Annotated in this window: 20 protein-coding genes; 19 read left to right on the top strand and 1 reads right to left on the bottom strand. The window is 44.3% G+C overall.

Annotated elements, in window-relative coordinates:
- Positions 1 to 140 precede the first annotated feature (140 nt).
- The 3 genes from alaS to cls all read left to right on the top strand — a co-directional run bounded on the left by alaS (position 141) and on the right by cls (position 5694).
- A complete protein-coding gene (gene alaS, locus ACI3E5_RS09360) occupies positions 141 to 2783 on the top strand; it encodes an alanine--tRNA ligase (protein ID WP_375806504.1) in 2643 nt (880 codons plus the stop codon).
- A gap of 277 nt (positions 2784 to 3060) precedes the next feature.
- Complete coding sequence (locus ACI3E5_RS09355; protein ID WP_498821553.1) at positions 3061 to 4203, top strand: cation diffusion facilitator family transporter; 1143 nt, start codon at positions 3061 to 3063, stop codon at positions 4201 to 4203.
- Positions 4204 to 4227: 24 nt separating this feature from the next.
- Positions 4228 to 5694, top strand: coding sequence for a cardiolipin synthase (gene cls / locus ACI3E5_RS09350; protein ID WP_375806502.1), 1467 nt, complete (start codon positions 4228 to 4230; stop codon positions 5692 to 5694).
- On the opposite strand, the gene ACI3E5_RS09345 is transcribed toward cls, so the two are convergent.
- Positions 5674 to 6090: a ribonuclease HI family protein gene (locus ACI3E5_RS09345; RefSeq protein WP_005226128.1), complete on the bottom strand. Its 417-nt coding sequence runs from the start codon at positions 6088 to 6090 to the stop codon at positions 5674 to 5676. The two genes, cls and ACI3E5_RS09345, sit on opposite strands and share 21 nt — an antisense overlap.
- 65 nt (positions 6091 to 6155) lie before the next feature.
- Here ACI3E5_RS09345 and ACI3E5_RS09340 point away from each other — a divergent pair, with 65 nt between their 5' ends.
- The 16 genes from ACI3E5_RS09340 (at position 6156) to pyrE (ending at position 22867) form a co-directional block, all read left to right on the top strand.
- Positions 6156 to 6566, top strand: coding sequence for an EbsA family protein (locus ACI3E5_RS09340; protein ID WP_005231379.1), 411 nt, complete (start codon positions 6156 to 6158; stop codon positions 6564 to 6566).
- Between the two features lie 207 nt (positions 6567 to 6773).
- Positions 6774 to 8444, top strand: a complete 1671-nt coding sequence (locus ACI3E5_RS09335; RefSeq protein WP_144808717.1) for a formate--tetrahydrofolate ligase — start codon at positions 6774 to 6776, stop codon at positions 8442 to 8444.
- 443 nt (positions 8445 to 8887) lie between these two features.
- Positions 8888 to 9079, top strand: coding sequence for a hypothetical protein (locus ACI3E5_RS09330; RefSeq protein ID WP_241761356.1), 192 nt, complete (start codon positions 8888 to 8890; stop codon positions 9077 to 9079).
- Positions 9072 to 9779 (top strand): CBS domain-containing protein, encoded by a 708-nt coding sequence (locus ACI3E5_RS09325; protein WP_005226123.1) that lies wholly within the window; start codon positions 9072 to 9074, stop codon positions 9777 to 9779. Before ACI3E5_RS09330 ends, ACI3E5_RS09325 begins: the two co-directional genes overlap by 8 nt.
- A complete protein-coding gene (gene lspA / locus ACI3E5_RS09320; protein WP_005226122.1) occupies positions 9776 to 10261 on the top strand; it encodes a signal peptidase II in 486 nt (161 codons plus the stop codon). Before ACI3E5_RS09325 ends, lspA begins: the two co-directional genes overlap by 4 nt.
- A complete protein-coding gene (locus tag ACI3E5_RS09315) occupies positions 10245 to 11153 on the top strand; it encodes an RluA family pseudouridine synthase (RefSeq protein ID WP_218213390.1) in 909 nt (302 codons plus the stop codon). The genes lspA and ACI3E5_RS09315 overlap by 17 nt, the downstream gene beginning before the upstream one ends.
- A 243-nt stretch (positions 11154 to 11396) precedes the next feature.
- Positions 11397 to 11933 carry a bifunctional pyr operon transcriptional regulator/uracil phosphoribosyltransferase PyrR gene (gene pyrR, locus ACI3E5_RS09310; protein WP_005231374.1) on the top strand — a complete coding sequence of 179 codons (537 nt, stop codon included), beginning with the start codon at positions 11397 to 11399 and terminating at the stop codon, positions 11931 to 11933.
- A gap of 19 nt (positions 11934 to 11952) precedes the next feature.
- A complete protein-coding gene (locus ACI3E5_RS09305; RefSeq protein WP_375806500.1) occupies positions 11953 to 13233 on the top strand; it encodes a solute carrier family 23 protein in 1281 nt (426 codons plus the stop codon).
- Between the two features lie 47 nt (positions 13234 to 13280).
- Positions 13281 to 14207: an aspartate carbamoyltransferase catalytic subunit gene (locus tag ACI3E5_RS09300; protein ID WP_005226118.1), complete on the top strand. Its 927-nt coding sequence runs from the start codon at positions 13281 to 13283 to the stop codon at positions 14205 to 14207.
- A gap of 36 nt (positions 14208 to 14243) precedes the next feature.
- Positions 14244 to 15527 carry a dihydroorotase gene (gene pyrC / locus ACI3E5_RS09295; protein ID WP_005226117.1) on the top strand — a complete coding sequence of 428 codons (1284 nt, stop codon included), beginning with the start codon at positions 14244 to 14246 and terminating at the stop codon, positions 15525 to 15527.
- Between the two features lies 1 nt (position 15528).
- Positions 15529 to 16608: a carbamoyl phosphate synthase small subunit gene (locus ACI3E5_RS09290; protein ID WP_375806499.1), complete on the top strand. Its 1080-nt coding sequence runs from the start codon at positions 15529 to 15531 to the stop codon at positions 16606 to 16608.
- Between the two features lies 1 nt (position 16609).
- Positions 16610 to 19795: a carbamoyl-phosphate synthase large subunit gene (gene carB / locus ACI3E5_RS09285; RefSeq protein ID WP_498821546.1), complete on the top strand. Its 3186-nt coding sequence runs from the start codon at positions 16610 to 16612 to the stop codon at positions 19793 to 19795.
- Between the two features lie 21 nt (positions 19796 to 19816).
- The gene (locus ACI3E5_RS09280; protein WP_498821544.1) at positions 19817 to 20593 is read left to right on the top strand and encodes a dihydroorotate dehydrogenase electron transfer subunit; all 777 of its coding nucleotides are present in this window, start codon (positions 19817 to 19819) and stop codon (positions 20591 to 20593) included.
- The gene (locus tag ACI3E5_RS09275) at positions 20593 to 21516 is read left to right on the top strand and encodes a dihydroorotate dehydrogenase (RefSeq protein ID WP_010748370.1); all 924 of its coding nucleotides are present in this window, start codon (positions 20593 to 20595) and stop codon (positions 21514 to 21516) included. The genes ACI3E5_RS09280 and ACI3E5_RS09275 overlap by 1 nt, the downstream gene beginning before the upstream one ends.
- Positions 21516 to 22235 (top strand): orotidine-5'-phosphate decarboxylase, encoded by a 720-nt coding sequence (gene pyrF / locus ACI3E5_RS09270; RefSeq protein WP_010748369.1) that lies wholly within the window; start codon positions 21516 to 21518, stop codon positions 22233 to 22235. The genes ACI3E5_RS09275 and pyrF overlap by 1 nt, the downstream gene beginning before the upstream one ends.
- A complete protein-coding gene (gene pyrE, locus ACI3E5_RS09265; RefSeq protein ID WP_005226111.1) occupies positions 22232 to 22867 on the top strand; it encodes an orotate phosphoribosyltransferase in 636 nt (211 codons plus the stop codon). Before pyrF ends, pyrE begins: the two co-directional genes overlap by 4 nt.
- The last annotated feature ends 20 nt before the right edge of the window (positions 22868 to 22887 follow it).

The raw sequence follows: 22887 nt of genomic DNA, 5'->3' as shown, positions 1-22887 counted from the left end.
TGGTACCGCGTATCGACGTCCTTGCTCTGCAATGGTGTTTTTTTATCGTCAAAATGACTCTACAGGAATAAGAGCGCCTTACCAGCAATTTTGTCAGCCCCTGTATCTTAAGCGAACACAGAAGAAAGTAGGAGAATAACGTGAAACAATTATCCAGTGCAGAAGTACGCCAAATGTTTTTGGACTTCTTTCAATCAAAAGGACATTCCATCGAGCCGAGTGCGTCCCTTGTTCCAGTCAACGATCCAACCTTATTATGGATCAATTCAGGGGTGGCAACGCTAAAAAAATATTTTGATGGCAGTGTTGTTCCTGAAAACCCAAGAATTACCAATGCGCAAAAATCGATTCGGACTAACGACATTGAAAACGTTGGGAAAACAGCAAGACATCATACGATGTTTGAAATGCTAGGCAACTTTTCAATCGGCGATTACTTCAAAAATGAGGCGATCCATTGGGCATGGGAGTTTTTGACCTCACCAGAATGGATGGCTTTTGATCCAGACAAATTATATGTCACGGTTTATCCAAAAGACACAGAAGCAAAACGGATTTGGGCAGAAGAAGTCGGCTTACCACCAGAGCATATCGTTGAGATTGAAGACAACTTTTGGGACATCGGTGCAGGACCTTGTGGACCGGATTCAGAGATTTTCTATGACCGTGGTCCTGAGTTTAATGACGTAGCGGAAGATGATCCCGAAAACTACCCTGGTGGCGAAAATGAACGCTATTTGGAAATCTGGAATCTGGTCTTTTCAGAATTCAATCATCAACCAGATGGCTCCTATGAACCACTACCACATAAAAACATTGATACGGGGATGGGGCTGGAACGAATGGTTTCCATCGTTCAAAATGCACCAACCAATTTTGAAACAGACTTGTTTCTGCCGATCATTAATGCAGTGGCAGATTTAAGCGGTCGTGTGAACTACGGCGACAGCAAAACGACAGATATCTCCTTTAAAGTGATTGCAGACCATATCCGCGCGCTTTCTTTTGCGATCGGCGATGGGGCACTTCCTTCAAATGAAGGCCGTGGCTATGTTTTACGTCGTTTATTACGTCGTGCAGTCATGCATGGGAAAAAATTAGGGATCGATACTGCCTTCTTATACAAATTAGTACCGATCGTTGGCGAGATCATGGAAAGCTACTATCCTGAAGTACTAGAGCAGCAAGAATTTATTGAGAAAGTGATCCGCAACGAGGAAGAACGTTTCCATGAAACGATCAATGAAGGGTTAGATATTTTAAATCAAGTGATCGCCCAAGTAAAAGCAGACGGTCAAGATACGTTAGCTGGTCAAGATATTTTCAAATTGTATGACACTTACGGCTTCCCAGTTGAATTGACAGAAGAAGTGGCGGAAGACGAAGGGTTGAAAGTGGACCACCAAGGGTTTGAACAAGAAATGGATGCACAACGTGCCCGTGCTCGTGCGGCTCGACAAACGGAGCTTTCAATGGGCGTACAATCCGCTTTATTGACAGATATCAAAGTAGACAGCCGTTTCGTTGGCTATGATTCACTTGAAGCAAACAGCGAATTATTAGTGATCATCCAAGACGAAGCGTTACATGATTCTGTTTCGACAGGTGAAGCAAAACTGATTTTTGCCGAAACACCATTTTACGCAGAAATGGGTGGACAAGTTGCGGATACAGGCACGATCGTAGCAGAAGATGGTACGATTGTAGCGGAAGTGACGGATGTCAAAAAAGCACCGAACGGTCAGTTCTTGCATACTGCTACAATCAAAGCGCCAATAAAAGAAGGCGTGAACTATTTCTTACAAGTGGATCAGCATCGTCGCAATAAGATCATTAAAAATCATACGGCGACTCACTTATTGCATAAAGCCTTAAAAGAAGTATTAGGCAGCCATGCGAACCAAGCAGGTTCATTAGTTGCTCCAGGACATTTGCGCTTTGACTTTAGTCATTTTGGGCAAGTGACCAGCGAAGAGCTGAGCCAAATGGAACAAATCGTCAACCAGAAAATTTGGGAAGCTCTTCCTGTTGTGACGATCGAAACGGATATCGATACCGCAAAAGGCATGGGAGCGATGGCACTCTTTGGTGAAAAATATGGGCATGACGTTCGCGTCGTCAATGTTGCCGATTGGTCGATCGAATTATGTGGGGGAACCCATGTAGCAAATACGGAGGATATCGGTATTTTCAAAATCGTTTCTGAATCAGGGATCGGTGCTGGTGTTCGTCGGATCGAAGCAGTGACTAGTCAAGAAGCTTATACGTTATTGCATGAAGAAGAAGCGCAATTAAAAGCAATTGCAGGGATCGTTAAATCCGCCCAATTAAAAGAAGTCGTTGCGAAAACAGAACAACTGCAAGCGCAGCTGCGTGAATTGCAAAAAGAAAACGAAGCTCTTGCCAGCAAGTTAGCAAACCAGCAAGCAGGGGATGTTTTCAAGGATGTCAAAGAAGTAAATGGTCTGCGTCTGATCACAGCAAAAGTGACTGTAAAGGACATGAACCAATTACGTCAACTAGCTGACCAATGGAAACAAAAAGACCATTCTGATATTTTAGTGTTAGCTACCGCGAATGATGGCAAAGTGAATCTTTTAGCTGCCATGAACAAAGCAGCCAACGAAAAAGGATTGAAAGCAGGCGATTTGATCAAAGAGATCGCACCTAAAGTTGGCGGCGGCGGTGGCGGCCGTCCTGATATGGCACAAGCCGGCGGGAAGAATCCAGAAGGAATCGCAGCAGCACTTGAGACAGCAGCAGCGTGGTTAGCTGCCAAGTAAGCACACTATGGTTGAATCTGTACCCGCGAGTTCCTTTCCTTCTAAGAAGATAGGTGAAAGAGGAGCGTAGGTCTTTAACACATTCCTTTTTTGAACGAAGATGACGGAGGGGGAGACCCTTCCGTTATCTTTTTCCTTTTTTCCTACGTGTTATCTGAAAATGCGTTTGATAATTGAAGGGAATTCGCTTTTTTTTCGAAAAAACGATACGAATAGTTGTTTAATTGAATTCCTTCGGGGTAAAATAAGAAAGATGGTTTTTTGAGAGGGTGATGATTTGCTAAACTTTTTTTTAGATCGTAGCAAAAAAAATGGTGTCTACGAACGTACAGCCATCGGGAAGTTAGCAGGCAGCCTCGGGTTGCTTTCCAACCTACTATTATTTGCTGGGAAATTTATCATTGGCTTATCTGCCCAGTCTGTTTCGATTATGGCAGATGCCATCAACAGTCTTTCAGATACCGCTTCGTCTATTTTAACATTGATCGGTTTTCGGATCTCTGCGAAACCAGCCGACAGTGAACATCCATATGGTCATGAGCGATTTGAAGCCATCAGTGGGTTTGTAGTATCTTTGATCATCACGTTTGTTGGCGGCCAATTTCTCATCAGCTCTGTGCAACGCATCATGGAACCGACGAGTATCCGTCTTTCCCCACTATTGTTTATCGTTTTGGTCTTATCGATTTTGATCAAAATCTGGCAGGGAGCGATGTACCGCAAACTGGCGAACCTGATCGGCTCTCAAACACTTAAAGCCAGCGGACAAGACAGTCTCAACGATGTGTATACAACGGGGGCAGTTTTGTTTTCAGCGACGATCGAGTGGTTGACTGGCCTACGTATCGATGGCTTTGTCGGCTGTTTGATTGCCTTGTATATTTTGATTAGCGGAATCAAAATGATTCGTTCCTTTATCAACGAATTATTAGGGGCACGCCCAACGCAAGAAGAAGTAGCTGCCATGGAGCAACGCTTGGATCACTATCCGACGATTCTCGGTTACCATGATTTACTGGTTCATAATTACGGACCGAAAAATCGCTTTGCCAGTGTGCATATCGAAGTGGATGAAACGTGGTCTTTACGAGAAGCGCATGAGGTGATTGATGCGATTGAACAAGATTTTCGCCAATCTTTAAAGGTCGACCTGGTCTGTCATCTTGATCCAGTACCAATTCAAGATCAGCAGTATCGACATTTAAAAAAAGAAGTGTCAAAGATCATTCGCTTCGTTGACCCACAGTTACGGATGCATGATTTTCAGGTCAAAGGAGATCTGTTGGCTTTTGATTTAGTGATTCCCGCAAAATCGGCGTATAGTGATCAAGAAATCGAAGAAATGCTGAAACAAAATATCAAAGAAACACTAGGGGACTATGAATTGAAGCTTGCTTTCGATCACAGTTACCTATTATAGGGTTACAGGATATAGGAGGAAACTATGATAAAAATGGATATGAGCATGATTTCCACGGTATTATTGGCACTATTGTTTATTAATACGATCGCTGCCTTTATTACTGTTTTTCGGAAACCACGCTCGATTGCAAGTGTCTTTGCTTGGATGATGACGTTGGTATTCATCCCCGGCATCGGGTTCTTGTTGTACTTGTTTTGTGGTCGGGGGATCGACGGAGAAATTATTTATAAATTTAGTGAGCACCACCAAAGTAGGATCAATGAGTTGAATCAAATCATCAAAGTGCACAATTATTCTTTTCCTGAACATCCTTACTCAGATGACAATCATCTATTAGAGCGCTATTTTAAGAACCTTGATGAATCGCCCTTGACGAAAGGAAACAAAGTAGAATTTTATACAGATGGAAAAGAAAAATTTGTCGCATTGTTTGAGGATATGAAGCAAGCAGAAGATAATCTGCATGTGGAGTATTATTCGTTTTTTAATGATGAGATCGGTGGCCAATTCTTGTCAATCTTGATCGATAAAGCCCGTGAAGGTGTTGAAGTGCGTTTGGTCTATGATCCATGGGGGTCACCGAAGGCCAATCGGAAATTCTTTCAACCGTTGATTGATGCCGGTGGAAAAGTCGTGCCTTTTATCACTTCGAAGAACCTGATCCGCAACACACGATTGAACTACCATCTACATCGAAAAATCGTTGTGATCGACGGTCAAATCGGTTGGACTGGCGGCTTTAATGTCGGCGATCAATATTTAGGAAAAAAGGCCAAATTTGGCTATTGGCGAGACACCCATGCGAGAATCGTAGGTACTGCCAGTTTTACACTACAAGAGATTTTTATTCGTGACTGGAACGCATCTGTAAAAAGAGAAGAGGATCAGCTGGAATACGAGGATCGCTACTTTATTCTACCGCCGAAAGAGCGCTCTGGAAATGTTGATTTGCAGATCGTCGCTGATGGGCCTGAAAGTGAGACCCAAATTCTCAAAGGCGGTTTTGTAAAAATGATCTTAGCTGCCAAAGAATCGATTTGGATCCAAACGCCTTATTTGATTCCTGATGACAGTATGATGAACGCATTGGAAATTGCCATCCACTCAGGTGTAGACGTTCGAATCATGATTCCATGTATGCCTGACCACCCATTCATTTATCGGGCAACACAGCATTATGCCAATTACTTGCATCGCCGTGGTGCAAAAATCTACATCTATAACAATGGTTTCCTCCATGCGAAGACGGTCATGATGGATGATACCATTAGTTCCTTTGGGACGACGAATCAAGACATTCGGAGTTATGCCTTGAATTTTGAAGTCAATGCCTTCGCCTACGATCACGATGTCACGCAAACGTTGAAAGGCTTCTTTGAAGAGGATATGGCACAATCAACATTACTGACGGATGAAATTTTGGCGAAGCAATCTTACTGGTTGCGCTTCAAACAAAACTTCTCTCGGTTATTGTCTCCGATCCTTTAATTTCATCGCTTTTGCTAATCCTTGGCGTGCCAAATGGTCGGCACCTTTGTTTTGACTCTCAGGGACCCATTGGATGATTGCTAAAGCGAACTGTTTCAACAAGTATTGAATTTCTGTTAAATAATCAGAAAAAGCAGGGTTTTTGGTATAATTCTTGTCGATGGTCTGCGCAACGACTTTGCTGTCGGTATAGAGCATAATTGTCTGTTCCTGTAAACCTTTGTCAATCAGCAGCTGCAACGCGTTGACCATCACAGCGAACTCTGCTTGGTGGTTGGTTGAATCAGGTAGCGGAAACGCAATTTGTTCATGCAGATCAGTACCGACAATGACGATTCCACCGCCACTAGGGCCGGGGTTGCCTTTCGTGGAAGCATCAAGATAAACTTTTAACATTGTCTCACCCTTTTTTGATATGATAAAGATAGTATACTAGAAATTTTATGTTGTGAGGAACTTTTATGAAGCGTAAATTGTATTGGCAACCGGAAGCTGCTACAGCGATCATTTATTGGTCGTTTACTATGATGATATTATTTATCAGTTTGATTCTTTCGTTAGAAAATACCAGACCTTATTGGAAAAGCAACCTCGTTTTAGCCGTCTTTTTCTTTTTTGTATGGTTAGGGATTCACCGAAGCATGCTCATCAGGAATGATTTGCTCCTGATTCGCTATGCTCGCTTATGGAAGAAAAGCCTTATTTCTTTACCTGAGATAGAAAAATGGCAAATTATAAACCGTTTAATAAGCATTACCGATCATCAAAAAACGTATACCTTCACGTTGCGTAAAAAAGATGTGGCATGGTTAGAAACTTTTTTTCAAGAAAAAATCCCTGAAAAAAGGGTGCAGGTCAAAACCAACGAGTAATTCATAGGAATCTAGAAAGCAGCGATCGCTCCTTTTGGCGTTACAGCCTTAGGAGGGACGTTGTTTTTTTTACATAAAGGATTCGTGAAACTTCTTGTAAAAGTGTGAAAAATCTCTCTTTCTTTCTGAATAAAATCAAGTATAATAAGAGCATAGCAAACAAAACACATTTTAAAGTGCTAAATAGTTCGTGAATTGAGGGTAAAAATGAAATCAGATATCGAAATTGCACAAGAATCAATGCCTAAACCGATTATTGAAATTGCTGAACCACTTGGTTTAACAGGCGATGACCTGGAACTTTATGGCAAGTATAAAGCAAAAATCGAATGGTCGGCAATCACCGAAAAAGCAAACAATCCGCTGGGTAAACTCATTTTAGTCACAGCGATCAGTCCGACACCCGCTGGAGAAGGCAAGTCAACCGTGACCATTGGACTTGCAGATGCGTTAAATCAAATCGGCAAGCAAACCGTCATCGCCTTACGTGAGCCATCTTTAGGACCAGTAATGGGCATCAAAGGCGGCGCCACCGGCGGCGGCAAAGCACAAGTGTTGCCGATGGAGGACATCAACTTACACTTCACTGGCGATATGCATGCGATCACAGCAGCAAACAATGCCTTGTCTGCATTGATCGACAATCATATCCAGCAAGGCAATGAGTTGAGGATCGACGGACGTCGGGTCACATGGAAACGGGTTGTCGATTTGAATGATCGAGCGTTACGACAAGTGATTGTCGGTCTAGGGGGACCGTTACAAGGCGTACCCCGAGAAGACGGTTTTGACATCACCGTTGCTAGTGAAATCATGGCGATTTTGTGCTTGGCAACAAGCATTGATAATTTAAAAGAGCGATTAGGAAAGATTTTAATTGGTTATTCTTTTGAGAAACAACCGATTTACGTAAAAGATCTGGCGGTCCAAGGTGCTTTAGCCTTACTTTTAAAAGATGCCCTCAAACCGAATCTTGTTCAAACGATTGAAGGAACCCCTGCGCTGATCCATGGCGGACCTTTTGCAAATATCGCCCATGGGTGTAATAGTGTCATCGCAACCGAGACGGCTTTGCACTTAGGCGAATACACGGTGACCGAAGCTGGGTTTGGTGCTGACTTAGGGGCAGAGAAATTTCTTGATATCAAAACACCGAACTTATCAAAGGCACCAGATGCGATCGTAGTAGTAGCGACGATCAGAGCACTGAAGATGCATGGTGGGGTCGCTGTGGCTGATTTAGGGACAGAAAACTTAAAAGCATTAGAGTTAGGCTTCAGTAATTTAAAGCGACATGTTGAAAACATGCGTAAATACGGGATTCCAGTTGTCGTTGCGCTTAATGAGTTCTCACAAGACACCGAAGCAGAGCGAACACTAGTCGAAACCATGTGCCAGCAAATCGACGTCACCATCGCACGGACAGCCGTTTGGGCAGACGGTGGTGCAGGTGGAACGGATCTAGCAAAAGCAGTGGTTCAAGTAATCGAGGAAAAACCTGCCAACTATCAACGCTTGTATACCGACGATTTGCCTTTAGCGGATAAAGCTTCTTTGATCGTGCGGGAGATCTATGGCGGGGCAGAGGTTGAGTTTGCGCCGAAAGCCAAGGCACAGTTGCAAAGCTTCAAAGAACAAGGCTGGGATCAGCTGCCGATCTGTATGGCAAAAACCCAGTATTCCTTCAGTGATGATCCAAAGCGATTGGGCGCACCAGATGACTTTACAGTAACGATTCGCGAATTCGTGCCAAAATTAGGGGCTGGCTTTATCGTAGCCTTGACAGGTGCCGTGATGACGATGCCAGGATTACCGAAGAAACCTGCCGCCATCAATATGGACGTGACTTCTGATGGCCAAGCGATCGGTCTTTTCTAAAAGAGCACTCACAAACAAAGAAGGCATTCGCGGCATTTGAAACGGAAAAACGGAAAGAGATGATTTGAAAGGACGGATGCAAGCGGCATTCGTCTTTTTCTCGTTCATTAGACGTGATGGAAGATAAAAGTAGGGATTCTTGTTATAATAATCAAGGAAGCAAGCAAAAGTCTATTTTCTTTCTTTTGATAATCAAGTATACTTAACCAATTGAGGTGATCTTTGTCAATGGAGCTACAACTAACTAGGAGGACTGGTTTTTATGGAATGGGCAGTCCCTTGGAGGTCATGCAAGGAAAAAAAGAATCGCTGCCATCAATCATCAGCAAACGATTTTTTTGGCGCTGGCTGAGCAGACGCCGATTCGTGTGCGCATGTTTTTTTTAGAAAGTCAGCCTTTTCAGTTACCAAAAGGCCAATCAGCGCTCAAGCTGGAGGTCGTGATGAATCCTGCGCTTAAAAGAATATATATCGGCTTTTATTTAAGCCTTTTTCTCATGATGGGGGTATTGGGCTTATTATCCATCTCCCTTTACTCGTTGCTTTTTGTCGGTGTGTATTTAGTGGCATATTTTGTCTTTGTTTTGATTTATTTAAAAAAAGCGTATCTTATCAAGGAGGTTCCTCATGGCTAGTGGTGCAGATCAATTTTTGAGCAGTTTTAATCGAATCGAAAAGCGGCTTCGTGACGAATTGGATAATCCGCGGAATATGGGTTTTTCTGAAATGGTTCGTCGCTTGTCAAAAAGCAAAAATATCAATGTCAGAAGAGCAGAAGATGATCTATTACAAATGGCTCAGCTGCGCAATGCCATCGTACATGAAAAAATCGGAGAAAACTTTGTCATTGCAGAACCGAATGAATGGGTTGTCAATCGCATCCAAGAAATTGAACGCTCCTTACTGGCACCTGAAAAAGTCATGCCGCGTTTTGCGAAACGAGTGACTGGTTTTGAAAAGCACCTGCCATTACCAGAGTTATTGAAAATCGTTGCCCAAAAGCGCTATTCACAATTTCCGATCTATGATAATGGTCGATTTTTGGGCTTGATCACCTTGCGGATGCTGGGTTACTGGTTAGCGAAAGAAAGCCTCCATGGTGAAATCAAGTTGGCAGGCAGAACGGCAGATGAATTATTAGCAGGAGATGGGAAACGATCAAATTATTGTTTCGTGTCGGCTGAAACGACCATCGTAGAAGTGGAAGAATTGTTTCAAAAAAATGCCCTGCTTGAGGCGGTTTTGATCACCAAGGATAAAAATCCGAATGGAAATCTCTTGGGCATCATCCGTCCACGAGATATTTTTAAAGAAGAAAGAGTGGAAAATTTATGATCGCGTTGTTTTTTTTGTTAAGTGCTGTTGTCATTGGCTTGGATCAATGGCTGAAAATTTGGATCGTTGCCAATTATCAACTGGGTGAAACACATTCTCTGATCGACAATGTGTTGTCCCTGACCTATCTTCAGAATACGGGCGCAGCTTGGAGTATTCTAGAAGGAAAAATCACCTTTTTTGCGATCATCACCGTTATCGCGGTTGCTGTTGTTGTTTACCTATTGTTTCGCTACCAAAAAAGCAGTCTATGGTTTCGTTTCGGACTGGCGTTTGTTCTAGGTGGGGCGATCGGTAATTTTATCGATCGATTGCAGCATGGCTTTGTGGTCGATATGTTCCAGCTTGATTTTATCAATTTCCCAATTTTCAATATCGCTGATATGTCATTAGTGTTCGGGGTGATCTTGATTTTTATTTATGCACTGGTAGATGACGAAGCAAAAGGGAAACAAGGAGAATCAAATGGAAAAGCAAATTGAAGTAATCATTAAAGAAGAAAAAGGGCGGGTCGACAAAGTGTTGGCTGAACGCTTGCCAAATCATAGTCGGTCACAAATCCAGCAGTGGCTAAAAGAAGCTGCGGTCACATTGAAGGGCGAAACGGTTCGGGCAAATTATAAGGTAAAAGCAGGTGATCACTTGATCATCCAAGTACCAGAACCTGAAGTTGTAGACTTACAACCAGAAAATATTCCTTTGACGATCGTCTATCAAGATGCTGATGTGGCAGTCATCAACAAACCGCAAGGGATGGTGGTTCATCCATCCGCTGGGCATCCAAATGGCACCTTGGTTAATGCGTTATTGTACCATATGGATGATTTATCCACGATCAATGATGTTGTTCGGCCAGGAATCGTTCATCGAATCGACAAAGATACGTCGGGTCTGTTAATGATCGCCAAAAATGATCAGGCACATGAGTCGTTAGCGAAACAATTGAAAGACAAAACATCGTTACGCAAGTACGTAGCATTGGTTCATGGTACGATCAGCCACGAAAAAGGCACCATCAATGCACCAATCGGTCGCTCAAAAGTCAATCGCAAAATGCAAGCCGTGATCGAAAATGGCAAACCCGCTGTCACTCACTTCACCGTGTTGGAGCGCTTCGAGCAGTTCACCTTAGTAGAACTACAGCTGGAAACAGGAAGAACCCATCAAATAAGAGTCCACATGCAGTACATCGGTTTTCCGCTAGCTGGCGATCCGCTATATGGACCTAAACGCACGCTAAAAGGCAATGGGCAGTTTTTACATGCCAAGCTTCTAGGCTTCACCCACCCAACAACAGGCGAGTCGCTGGTCTTTGAAGCGCCATTACCAGAGCTGTTCGCGGACACGTTAAAAAAATTGCGAAAAAATGATTGATTTTTTTGTGTGAGAACTGTATAGTAATTGTAACAACTAAATAGCTCCTTTAAATGTAGTCCAGTGAGGCTAAGAAGGAATGAGTAAGCAGACGACTCCCGCGTTGGAGATTCGAACCCTTACTAGATGATAACGTGTACCCAAAATCCACAGAATGGGATTTTAGGCAACGATCGGAAAACATGACTCCTACCTCAAGCAGGTAGGAGTTTTTTTATGTTCAAAATTAGGAGGGAATAACATATGGCAGCGAAAGAAGTAGTAGATGCAGTAACAATGAAACGAGCGTTAACGCGGATCACCTATGAAATTATAGAAAGAAATCGCGGCATTGATAACTTGGTGCTGGTAGGGATCAAAACCCGCGGCATCTATATCGCGCAACGAATAGCAGAACGTTTAAAACAACTAGAAGGCGTAGAAGTACCTGTCGGTGAATTGGACATCACCTTGTACCGAGATGACAAAAAGACAGAAGATGATCCAGAGATCCATTCATCAGACATCCCGACTGCCATTGATGGCAAAGAAGTCATCTTGATCGATGATGTCTTGTTTACAGGACGGACGATTCGGGCAGCTTTGGATGCCATCATGGATATTGGTCGACCAAAAAGAATCTCACTCGCCGTTTTAGTTGACCGCGGTCATCGTGAACTGCCGATTCGGGCAGATTTTGTTGGAAAAAATATTCCAACTGCTTTAAGTGAAGAAATTATCGTGGAGATGGAAGAATCAGATGGTTCTGACCGGATCATGATCAATAAAGAAAACGACTAGGAAGAAGAGTGACAGCAACATGCAGAAGCAAGAATTTCGTAATCCAGACGCAGTTTTAGACATCAAAGATCGGCCCAAAGCACTGCCTTGGTTAGGCCTAAGCTTACAACATCTTTTCACGATGTTTGGGGCAACCGTTTTAGTTCCGATCCTCGTTGGGATCAACCCCAGCATCGCTTTAGTTAGTTCAGGTATTGGAACATTGGTTTACTTGGTTACGACGAAAGGGAAGATTCCAGCGTATCTAGGCAGCAGCTTTGCGTTTATCGCAGCGATGCAGATGCTGATGAAATCTGACGGCTACCCAGCTATTGCACTAGGCGCCATCACGACTGGGTTGGTCTACGTGATCGTTTCGATGATCATAAAACGTGCAGGTGCTGCTTGGTTGGATAAGATCTTACCACCGATCATTGTCGGTCCTGTGATTATGGTGATTGGATTAGGGTTAGCCGCTAACGCAGCTCAGAATGCGATGTACAATGACTCAGTCTACGATTTCAAGTACATTCTGGTAGCCTTGGCTACCTTAGGATTAACGATTTTCTTCAATATGTTTCTGCGAGGGTTCTTAGGACTGATTCCGATCCTTCTGGGGATCGTGGGCGGATACTTGATCGCCTTAGCAGCGGGAATCGTCGATGTACAGCCCATCATTGACGCCAACTGGTTTGGCATGCCGAGCTTCGAGATTCCCTTCATTAACTATGAACCAAAACTGTATCTGAATGCGATCACGACGATGGCGCCGATCGCTTTTGTTACCATGACCGAACACATCGGTCATCTGATGGTCTTGAACAAATTAACGAAGCGGAACTTTTTTGAAGAGCCAGGCTTGAACCGAACACTTTTGGGCGATGGTTTTGCTCAAATCGCAGCCGGTCTCGTTGGGGGACCCCCAGTGACAAGTTACGGAGAAAACATCGGGGTTTTAGCAATTACACGGGTCCACAGTGTGTTCGTCATCGGTGGTGCGGCAATTCTAGCCATCGTACTAGGCTTCGTTGGAAAACTAAGCGCATTGATCTTAAGTATTCCTGGTCCAGTCATCTCAGGGATCAGCTTCCTGCTCTTTGGCGTCATCGCTGCCAGCGGGTTGAAAATTTTGATCGACAATAAAATCGATTTTGATCGTAAGAAGAATTTGATCATTGCGTCAGTGATCCTTGTGGTAGGAATCGGCGGGCTTGTCTTCACGGTCGGTACCTTCACCTTATCCGCAATGGCGTTAGCAACTGTCCTAGGAATCTTCTTGAATCTTATTTTACCTGACAGCTCTCGCAGCGAAGAAAAATAACTTGTGACAACTCATCGTTTAAACAGAATCAAAGGAGGAATTCATTCATGATTATTCAATCCGAAAGAATCAGCTTAAAGCATCTTTTGACGGTCGAAGCATTGACAGACCGTGAAGTGATGGGACTCATCCGCAGAGGACAAGAATTCAAAAGAGGGGCGAAATGGATGCCCCAAAAAGAACAATATTTCGCAACAAATCTCTTTTTTGAGAACAGTACCAGAACCCACAAAAGCTTCGATGTTGCTGAGAAAAAACTAGGGATCGAAGTCATCGAATTTGAAGCCTCCACCAGTTCTGTTCAAAAAGGCGAGACCTTGTATGACACGGTCTTGACGATGTCGGCTTTAGGTGTAGACGTTGCGGTCATTCGCCACGGCGATGAAAACTACTACGACTCTTTGATCCAAAGCAAAACGATCCAGTGCAGTATCATCAATGGCGGGGACGGCAGCGGCCAACACCCAACGCAATGTTTGCTAGATCTGATGACAATCTATGAAGAGTTCGGGCACTTTGACGACTTGAAAGTCGCAATCGTAGGCGACATCACCCACTCGCGGGTCGCAAAATCAAACATGCAAATGTTGAAGCGTCTCGGCGCGAAAGTCTTCTTCTCAGGTCCAAAGGAATGGTATGACGAAGAATTTGAAGTATACGGTCACTGGATGCCACTCGACGAATTGGTCGCAGAAGTCGATGTCATGATGATGCTTCGTGTCCAGCACGAGCGCCATGATGGAACGGAAAGCTTTTCAAAAGAAGAATACTTAAAAAATCACGGGTTGACCGTCGAACGCGCCGCAAGAATGAAAGAGCATGCGATCATTATGCACCCAGCACCAGTCAATCGTGATGTGGAGTTAGCTGATGCCTTAGTTGAAAGCTTACGCTCGCGAATCATCACCCAGATGTCCAATGGCGTCTTTGTTCGAATGGCAATTCTTGAAGCGGTGTTGAACGGTAAGGCCTAATAGGCAAAAAGGAATGAATTAGAGGAGGAAGTTTACATGAAAACGCTCATTAAAAACGGTAAAATCATCAAAAAAGACAATCACTGTGTTCCTGCAGCAATTTGGATCGAAGACGGAATCATTCGCGGGATCGGTACAGCATTTCCCGAAACAGATTTTGACGAAGTCATCGATGCCAAAGAGCAATTGATCACACCAGGTTTAGTGGATGTTCATGTACACTTCAGAGAACCGGGCTTTGAATACAAAGAAACAATCGAAACGGGCAGCATGGCAGCCGCTCGTGGCGGGTTTACGACAGTTTGCGCAATGCCAAACCTTGACCCAGTTCCTGATACACCAGAAAAATTAGCAGCTGTTTACGAAAAAATCAACGCAGATGCATCAATCAATGTCTTACAATACGCCCCGATCACCGAAAACTTGCGCAGCGAAACGTTGACGGATGCAGCTGGAATGAAAGCCGCGGGGGCATTTGCCTTAACAAATGACGGTGTCGGGGTTCAGACTGCTGGCACAATGTATTTGGCAATGAAGCAAGCCGCCGAAAATGACTTGGCATTGGTTGCCCATACAGAAGATGATTCCTTACTCTTTGGCGGCGTGATGCATGCTGGTAAAAAAGCGGAAGAACTTGGATTGCCAGGGATCTTGAGTGTAACAGAAGCATCTCAAATCGCTCGGGATGTGCTTTTAGCGGAAGCAACAGGAGCCCATTACCATGTCTGCCATGTCTCTACGAAAGAAAGTGTTCGAGTGATTCGAGATGCCAAAAAAGCTGGGATCCATGTGACAGCCGAAGTTTCTCCCCACCATTTGCTTCTCATCGATGAAGATATTCCTGCCGATGAAGGCTTTTGGAAAATGAACCCACCGTTACGTGGGCAAGAAGACCGTGAAGCGTTGATCGAAGGTCTGTTGGATGGCACGATCGATTGTATCGCGACGGATCATGCCCCACATGGCTATGAAGAAAAAATGCAAAGCTTTTTAAAAGCACCATTTGGCATCGTCGGATCAGAATATGCCTTCCAATTGTTGTACACTCATTTTGTGAAAACAGGACGCTTTACCTTGCAGCAGCTAGTGGATTGGATGACCGTGAAACCAGCGTCGCTCTTTGGTCTAAGTGCTGGAACGATGATGGTCGGAGACAAAGCCGACCTGGCAATTTTTGACTTAGAATCAGCTTATAACGTGGATCCTAAGCAATTCCTATCAAAAGGAGTCAATACGCCTTTCGGTGGATGGACGTTATATGGGGATACGAGTTATACATTTGTAAATGGTAAAACAGTATGGCAAAAAGGTGGGCAATAATATGAAGCGTTGGCTTATTTTAGAAGATGGAACATACTTTGAAGGCGAAGGGTTTGGTGCCAGTGTCAATGTTTTTGGTGAGATCGTTTTTACCACAAGCATGACAGGGTACCAAGAAGCCATTACGGATCAAAGCTTTAACGGACAAATCATTACGTTTACGTATCCGATGGTTGGCAATTACGGCGTCAACCGAGACGATTACGAATCAATTTCACCAACTTGTAAAGGGGTTGTTGTGAAAGAACACGCGCGTCTAGCGAGCAATTGGCGGAAACAGCTGACGTTAGACGAATTTTTAAAACGCAAAAATATTCCAGGGATCGCAGGAATCGATACACGAGCGCTGACGAGAAAGATTCGTCAACACGGAACCATGAAAGCGAGTATCGTTGATGCAGGCGATGTCTTTGATCATGCCTTTGATCAATTAAAAGCGGCGGTTTTACCAATCAATCAAGTGGCACAAGTTTCTACCTCAAAACCTTATCCAAGTCCTGGAACGGGTCGCAATATCGTGGTCATCGACTTCGGCTTGAAGCACAGTATTTTACGGGAGTTGTCACGCCGCAACTGCAATTTAACGATTTTGCCATACAATACGACAGCCCAAGAAATTTTAGACCTCGCACCAGATGGTGTAATGCTGACGAATGGACCAGGAGATCCCAAAAGCTTGCCAGAAGCAATTAAAATGATACAAGGGATTCAAGGCAAGGTACCAATCTTCGGGATTTGTTTAGGCCATCAGCTCTTCTCATTAGCGAATGGGGCAGATACCTATAAAATGAAATTCGGTCATCGCGGATTAAACCATCCGGTAAGAGAGATCGCCACTGGTCGGATCGATTTTACCTCACAAAACCATGGCTTTGCTGTGGATGAAGCATCCATCGATCCAGAAAAACTAATGGTAACCCACGTCGAAGTAAACGATGGCACGATCGAAGGGGTTCGTCATCGCCGTTACCCAGCATTCAGTGTCCAGTACCACCCAGATGCGGCACCGGGCCCGCATGATGCAGTCCACTTATTTGACGAATTTTTAGAGATGATCGATGCATGGAAGGAGCAGAACTAATATGCCAAAACGTACAGATATCAAGAAAATCATGGTTATCGGTTCTGGACCGATTATTATAGGACAAGCGGCAGAGTTTGATTATGCCGGTACCCAAGCTTGCTTAGCTTTACGAGAAGAAGGCTACGAAGTGGTGTTAGTCAATTCGAATCCCGCAACGATCATGACGGACAAAGAAATTGCTGACAAAGTCTACATTGAACCAATCACATTTGAGTTTGTCTCACGGATTTTACGTAAAGAACAGCCTGATGCAATTTTACCGACATTAGGCGGACAAACGGGCTTGAATATGGCGATGGAATTAGCCAACTCAGGTATTTTGGATGAATTAGGAATTGAGTTGCTAGGAACCAAATTAGCAGCAATCGACCAGGCAGAAGACAGAGATCTATTCAAACAATTAATGGAAGAATTGGACCAACCGATCCCAGAATCAGAAATCGTGTCAACGGTGGAAGCAGCAGTTGAATTTGCGAAAAAAATCGGCTTTCCAATCATTGTTCGTCCAGCATTTACGCTAGGGGGAACAGGCGGCGGCATGTGTAACAATGAAGAAGAACTTCGCCAAATCGCTGAAAACGGCTTGAAGCTCTCGCCAGTGACCCAATGCTTGATTGAACGGAGTATTGCTGGATATAAAGAGATTGAATATGAAGTGATGCGAGATTCTGCTGACAACGCGATCGTCGTTTGTAATATGGAAAACTTCGATCCAGTCGGTATCCACACCGGCGATTCCATCGTCTTTGCGCCGAGCCAAACTTTGTCAGACCATGAATACCAAATGTTACGGGATGCCTCATTAAAAATCATCCGCGCGTTAAAAATCGAAGGTGGCTGTAACGTTCAATTGGCGCTTGATCCTCATAGCTTCAACTACTATGTCATTGAAGTAAATCCACGGGTCTCACGTTCCTCTGCGTTAGCAAGTAAAGCTACAGGGTACCCGATTGCCAAACTGGCAGCGAAAATTGCCGTCGGTTTAACATTGGACGAAATGAAAAACCCAGTCACAGAAACCACCTATGCAGAATTTGAACCCGCCCTTGACTATGTCGTCGCAAAAATTCCTCGCTGGCCGTTTGACAAGTTTGAAACTGGGGAACGTCGATTAGGAACACAAATGAAAGCGACTGGTGAAGTGATGGCGATCGGTCGTAATATTGAAGAGTCATTATTAAAAGCCGTTCGTTCATTGGAGATCGGCACACACCATATCGAAATGAAAGAATTAGAAGCTCTTTCTGACAATGATCTGATGGAAAAAGTCATCAAGGCGCAAGATGATCGCCTATTCTACGTCATGGAAGCCATCCGAAGAGGGTACACCATCGAAGATTTGAACGAAATGACGAAAATCGACTTGTTCTTCTTGGATAAGATGCTTCACATCTTTGAGATCGAACAAGCATTAGCAAACGAACCACAATCCCTTGATGTGTTGAAAAAAGCCAAGCAAAACGGCTTTACGGATAAAAAGATTGCTGAGCTGTGGGAAACCACGGAAGCTGAGATCCGCACGCTGCGTCATGAGCAAAAGATTTTGCCCGTCTACAAAATGGTAGATACATGTGCCGCAGAATTTGAATCAGCAACACCTTATTTCTACAGCACCTATGAGTATGAGAATGAAAGCAAGCGCAGTGAAAAAGAATCTGTTCTTGTCCTAGGTTCTGGACCGATCCGAATCGGACAAGGGGTGGAGTTCGACTATGCAACAGTGCACTCGGTGAAAGCGATCCAAGCTGCTGGCTATGAAGCGATCATCATGAACAGTAATCCTGAAACGGTTTCGACTGACTTTTCTATCTCCGACAAGCTGTACTTTGAACCATTGACCTTAGAGGATGTCTTACACGTGATCGACTTGGAACAACCCATTGGGGTCATCGTCCAATTTGGCGGGCAAACGGCGATCAACTTAGCAGAGCCTTTAGTAAAAGCTGGGGTCAAAATCTTAGGCACCAGCATTGAAGATCTTGATCGTGCCGAAAATCGTGATCTCTTTGAGCAAGCATTACAAGCGCTAGATATTCCGCAACCACCAGGGGATACAGCGACGAATGAACAAGAAGCGATCGCCATCGCTCAAGAAATCGGCTATCCTGTTTTAGTCCGCCCAAGTTATGTCTTAGGGGGACGTGCGATGGAAATCGTGGAAAACCAAGCCGATTTAGAAGATTATATGCGTCATGCAGTGAAAGCATCACCAGAACATCCTGTTTTGGTCGATCGTTACTTGGTCGGTAAAGAATGTGAAGTCGATGCTATCTGTGACGGCAAAACTGTTTTGATACCTGGAATCATGGAACATATCGAGCGTGCAGGGGTCCATTCAGGAGATTCAATGGCGGTCTATCCACCGCAAAATCTTTCGGATGAACTAATTGCTACGATCGAAGAATATACCAAACGCTTGGCATTAGGTTTAAATTGTATCGGTATGATGAATATTCAATTTGTCATCCATGAGAACAAAGTGTATGTCATTGAAGTAAATCCTCGTGCTAGCCGAACCGTACCATTTTTAAGCAAGGTAACAGAGATCCCAATGGCCCAAATTGCCACGAAGGCGATTCTCGGGGAAGAGATCGCAGCGTTAGGTTATCAAGACGGACTTGCGCCAACGCCAAATGAAGTACACATCAAAGCACCTGTCTTCTCCTTTACAAAACTTTTAAAAGTCGATACTTACTTAGGCCCTGAAATGAAATCAACGGGTGAAGTAATGGGATCAGACAAAGATTTGGCAAAAGCACTTTATAAAGCTTTTGAGGCATCAGGCCTGCATATTCCTGAATTTGGAAAAGCACTTTTCACCGTTGCAGACGAAAGCAAAGAAGAGGCAGCAGCACTGGCAGCGCGTTTCGTAGAGGTCGGCTTCACCTTATTGGCTACCAATGGAACCGCCGATTACTTTGAAGAAAAAGGACTACAAGTGACTCGGGTTGCCAAGATTTCCGAACAGCAAGCAGAAGAAACGGTTGTTGATTTGATCCGTAAAGGAACGACCCAAGTTGTAGTCAATACCATGGACAAAGATCGCCAAAATGCAACGGAAGACGGATTTATCATCCGCCGAGAAGCGGTGGAACATGGTGTACCGACCTTTACTTCTCTTGATACAGCGGATGCGATTCTAAAAGTGATGGAATCCCGCAGTTTTTCAACAAAAGCAATTTAACGCAGATAAAGGAGTTTTTTGATGAAGCAAGAAATCATGACCATCAGCAAACAGCGTCAACTGGCACCGCGGATTTTTGAAATGACATTGACGGGTGAATTAGTCAATGAGATGAGGACCCCAGGGCAATTTCTACACCTGCGGGTTCCTCAAAATGCCTTTCTTCTTCGCCGACCGATCAGTATCAATCATATTGATGCTGAGAAAAAAGAATGCCGAATCATTTATCGGGTCGAAGGAGATGGCACAAGAATTTTTTCAGAAATGACTGTTGGTGATCCAATCGATGTGATGGGGCCGTTAGGAAATGGGTTTCGCTATCATCATTTAAACCAGGGGGACACTGCATTTATCGTAGGTGGCGGTATCGGTGTACCGCCGCTCTATGAATTATCGAAACGCCTGACACAACAAGGCGTCCACGTCATTCACTTTTTGGGCTTTGCCAGCAAAGACGTCATGTATTATGAAGAGGAATTTCGCGCACTGGGAGATACGAGGATCGCTACCGATGATGGCAGCGCGGGTTTACAAGGAAATGTTGGCAACCTGTTATTAGCTGCAGAGCAAACACCTGCGGCGGTCTTTGCTTGCGGAAATAACGGTCTTTTAAAAACCACCGCCCAGCTTTTCGAAGACCTTCCAGATGTTCAATTATCAATGGAGGCGCGAATGGCTTGCGGGATGGGTGCCTGTTATGCCTGTGTTTGCCATACGAAAGATAATGAACAAGGCACAAAAAGTGTCAAAGTTTGTGACGAAGGGCCTGTATTTCAGGCGAGAAAGGTGGTCATTTAATGTCGATCAATGTCGAGCTACCCGGATTGAGTCTAAAAAATCCGATCATGCCTGCCAGCGGCTGTTTTGGGTTTGGTGCAGAATATGATAAATATTATGACATCAGTCAATTAGGTGCGGTGATGATCAAAGCGACCACACCTGAACCACGTTTCGGCAATCCGACCCCAAGGGTAGCAGAAACGCCTAGCGGTATGTTAAATGCCATCGGGTTGCAAAATCCTGGGTTAGAAGCGGTCATGAATCAAATTTTGCCCGACTTGGCTCAAAAACACCCCGATTTGCCAATCATCGCGAATGTTGCCGGTTCGACCGTCGAAGATTATGTTCTTGTGTGTCAGGAAATCAGTCAGGCAGAAAATGTCAAAGCGATCGAATTGAATATCTCTTGCCCGAACGTCAAGCATGGCGGTATCACGTTCGGAACCGATCCTACGGTTGCTGGTGCATTGACTGAAGCGGTCAAAAAAGTCTCGCAAGTGCCGATCTATGTCAAACTTTCGCCGAATGTGACGGATATCGTCCCAATTGCGCAAGCGATCGAAGCAGGCGGCGCCGACGGGTTTACGATGATCAATACACTTTTAGGCATGCGGATCGATCTAAAAACACGGAAACCAATTTTAGCTAACCAAACGGGGGGCTTGTCTGGTCCGTCAATCAAACCAGTGGCGATTCGCCTGATCAAACAAGTGGCGCAAGTTTCTCAATTACCAATTATTGGCATGGGGGGCGTGATGTCAGTGGATGATGTCCTTGAAATGTATCTGGCAGGTGCTAGTGCTGTTGCAGTCGGAACCGCAAACTTTACCGATCCTTACATTTGCCCAAAGTTGATTGAAGAATTGCCTATACGAATGGCAGAATTAGGAATCCCTTCTTTGGAACAGCTGATAAAAGAAGTGAGAGAGGAGCACATGTGATGAGTGAACGGCCAATTATTGCCTTAGATTTTCCTAACATACAGGCTATTGAAACTTTTTTAGCGCATTTTCCTAAAGAGGAAAAGTTGTTTGTGAAAGTGGGAATGGAGATTTTCTACCAAGAAGGACCAGCGATCGTTACTTGGTTAAAAGACTGTGGTCATGATATTTTTTTAGATTTAAAACTACATGATATTCCCAATACAGTAGGACGAGCAATGGAACGCTTAGCTTCTTTAGGTGTGGCTTTGACGAATGTTCATGCAGCCGGTGGGATCGAAATGATGACTGCTGCTAAAAAAGGCCTGCAGCAAGGAACCCCCGCAGGGCACAAAGTTCCTGATTTGATTGCAGTTACCCAATTGACCTCCACTAGTGAGGCACAAATGCATCATGATCAGCAGATCATGACGTCACTGCAAGAAAGTGTCATGCATTACGCCACTTGTGCCCAAAAAGCTGGGTTAGACGGTGTTGTTTGCTCCGCTCACGAAGCAAAGCAGATCAAACAAAAGACAACGGATGCCTTCATACGCTTGACCCCTGGTATCCGACCAGCCGGCAGTGAAGTTGGTGATCAAAAACGGATCATGACACCTGCACAAGCTCGTAAAGCAGGGGCTACCATGATCGTTGTGGGACGTCCAATCACCCAATCTAAGGCACCGTATGAAAGTTATCTGCAAATAAAACAAGAATGGAAGGAAGCTAGCCAATGAAAGAACAATCCAATCAAATCGCCAAAGATCTTTTAGACATCGAGGCGATTTTCTTACGACCGAATGAACCATTTACTTGGGCAAGCGGCATCAAAAGCCCTATTTACTGCGACAATCGAATTACTATGAGTTATCCACATGTACGTCGCGCCATTGCGAAAGGCTTAGCTGCAGTCATCAAAACGACTTACCCAGAAGCAGAAGTGATTGCAGGGACCGCAACAGCTGGGATTCCCCATGCTGCATGGGTCGCTGAATTGTTAGATTTGCCAATGGTTTATATTCGCAGCAAAGCAAAAGAACACGGTAAAGGCAATCAAATTGAAGGGCGTATTCAACCAAATCAAAAAATGGTCGTCATTGAAGATTTATTGTCAACAGGTGGCAGTGTCTTAGAAGCTTGTGAAGCAGCCAAAAGAGAAGGAGCCGATGTATTAGGCGTCGCTGCGATCTTTACTTACGAGCTGCCTCAAGTCCAAGAAAATTTTGATCAAGCAGGTTTATCCTATGTGACTTTGACAAACTATACAGCGTTGATCGAGTCGGCTTTAGAAACGGGTGCTATTCAAGAATCTGATGTTGCCCTGTTACAAGAGTGGCGTAAAGATCCTGCTGCTTGGTTGAGTGAATAAGGAATTGAAATAAGAAACGG

This window comes from Candidatus Enterococcus avicola (assembly GCF_047470845.1).
GTDB lineage: Bacteria > Bacillota > Bacilli > Lactobacillales > Enterococcaceae > Enterococcus_D > Enterococcus_D casseliflavus.
Note: the sequence above shows the minus strand (reverse complement) of the source record. Positions and strands in the feature narration are given on the sequence as shown.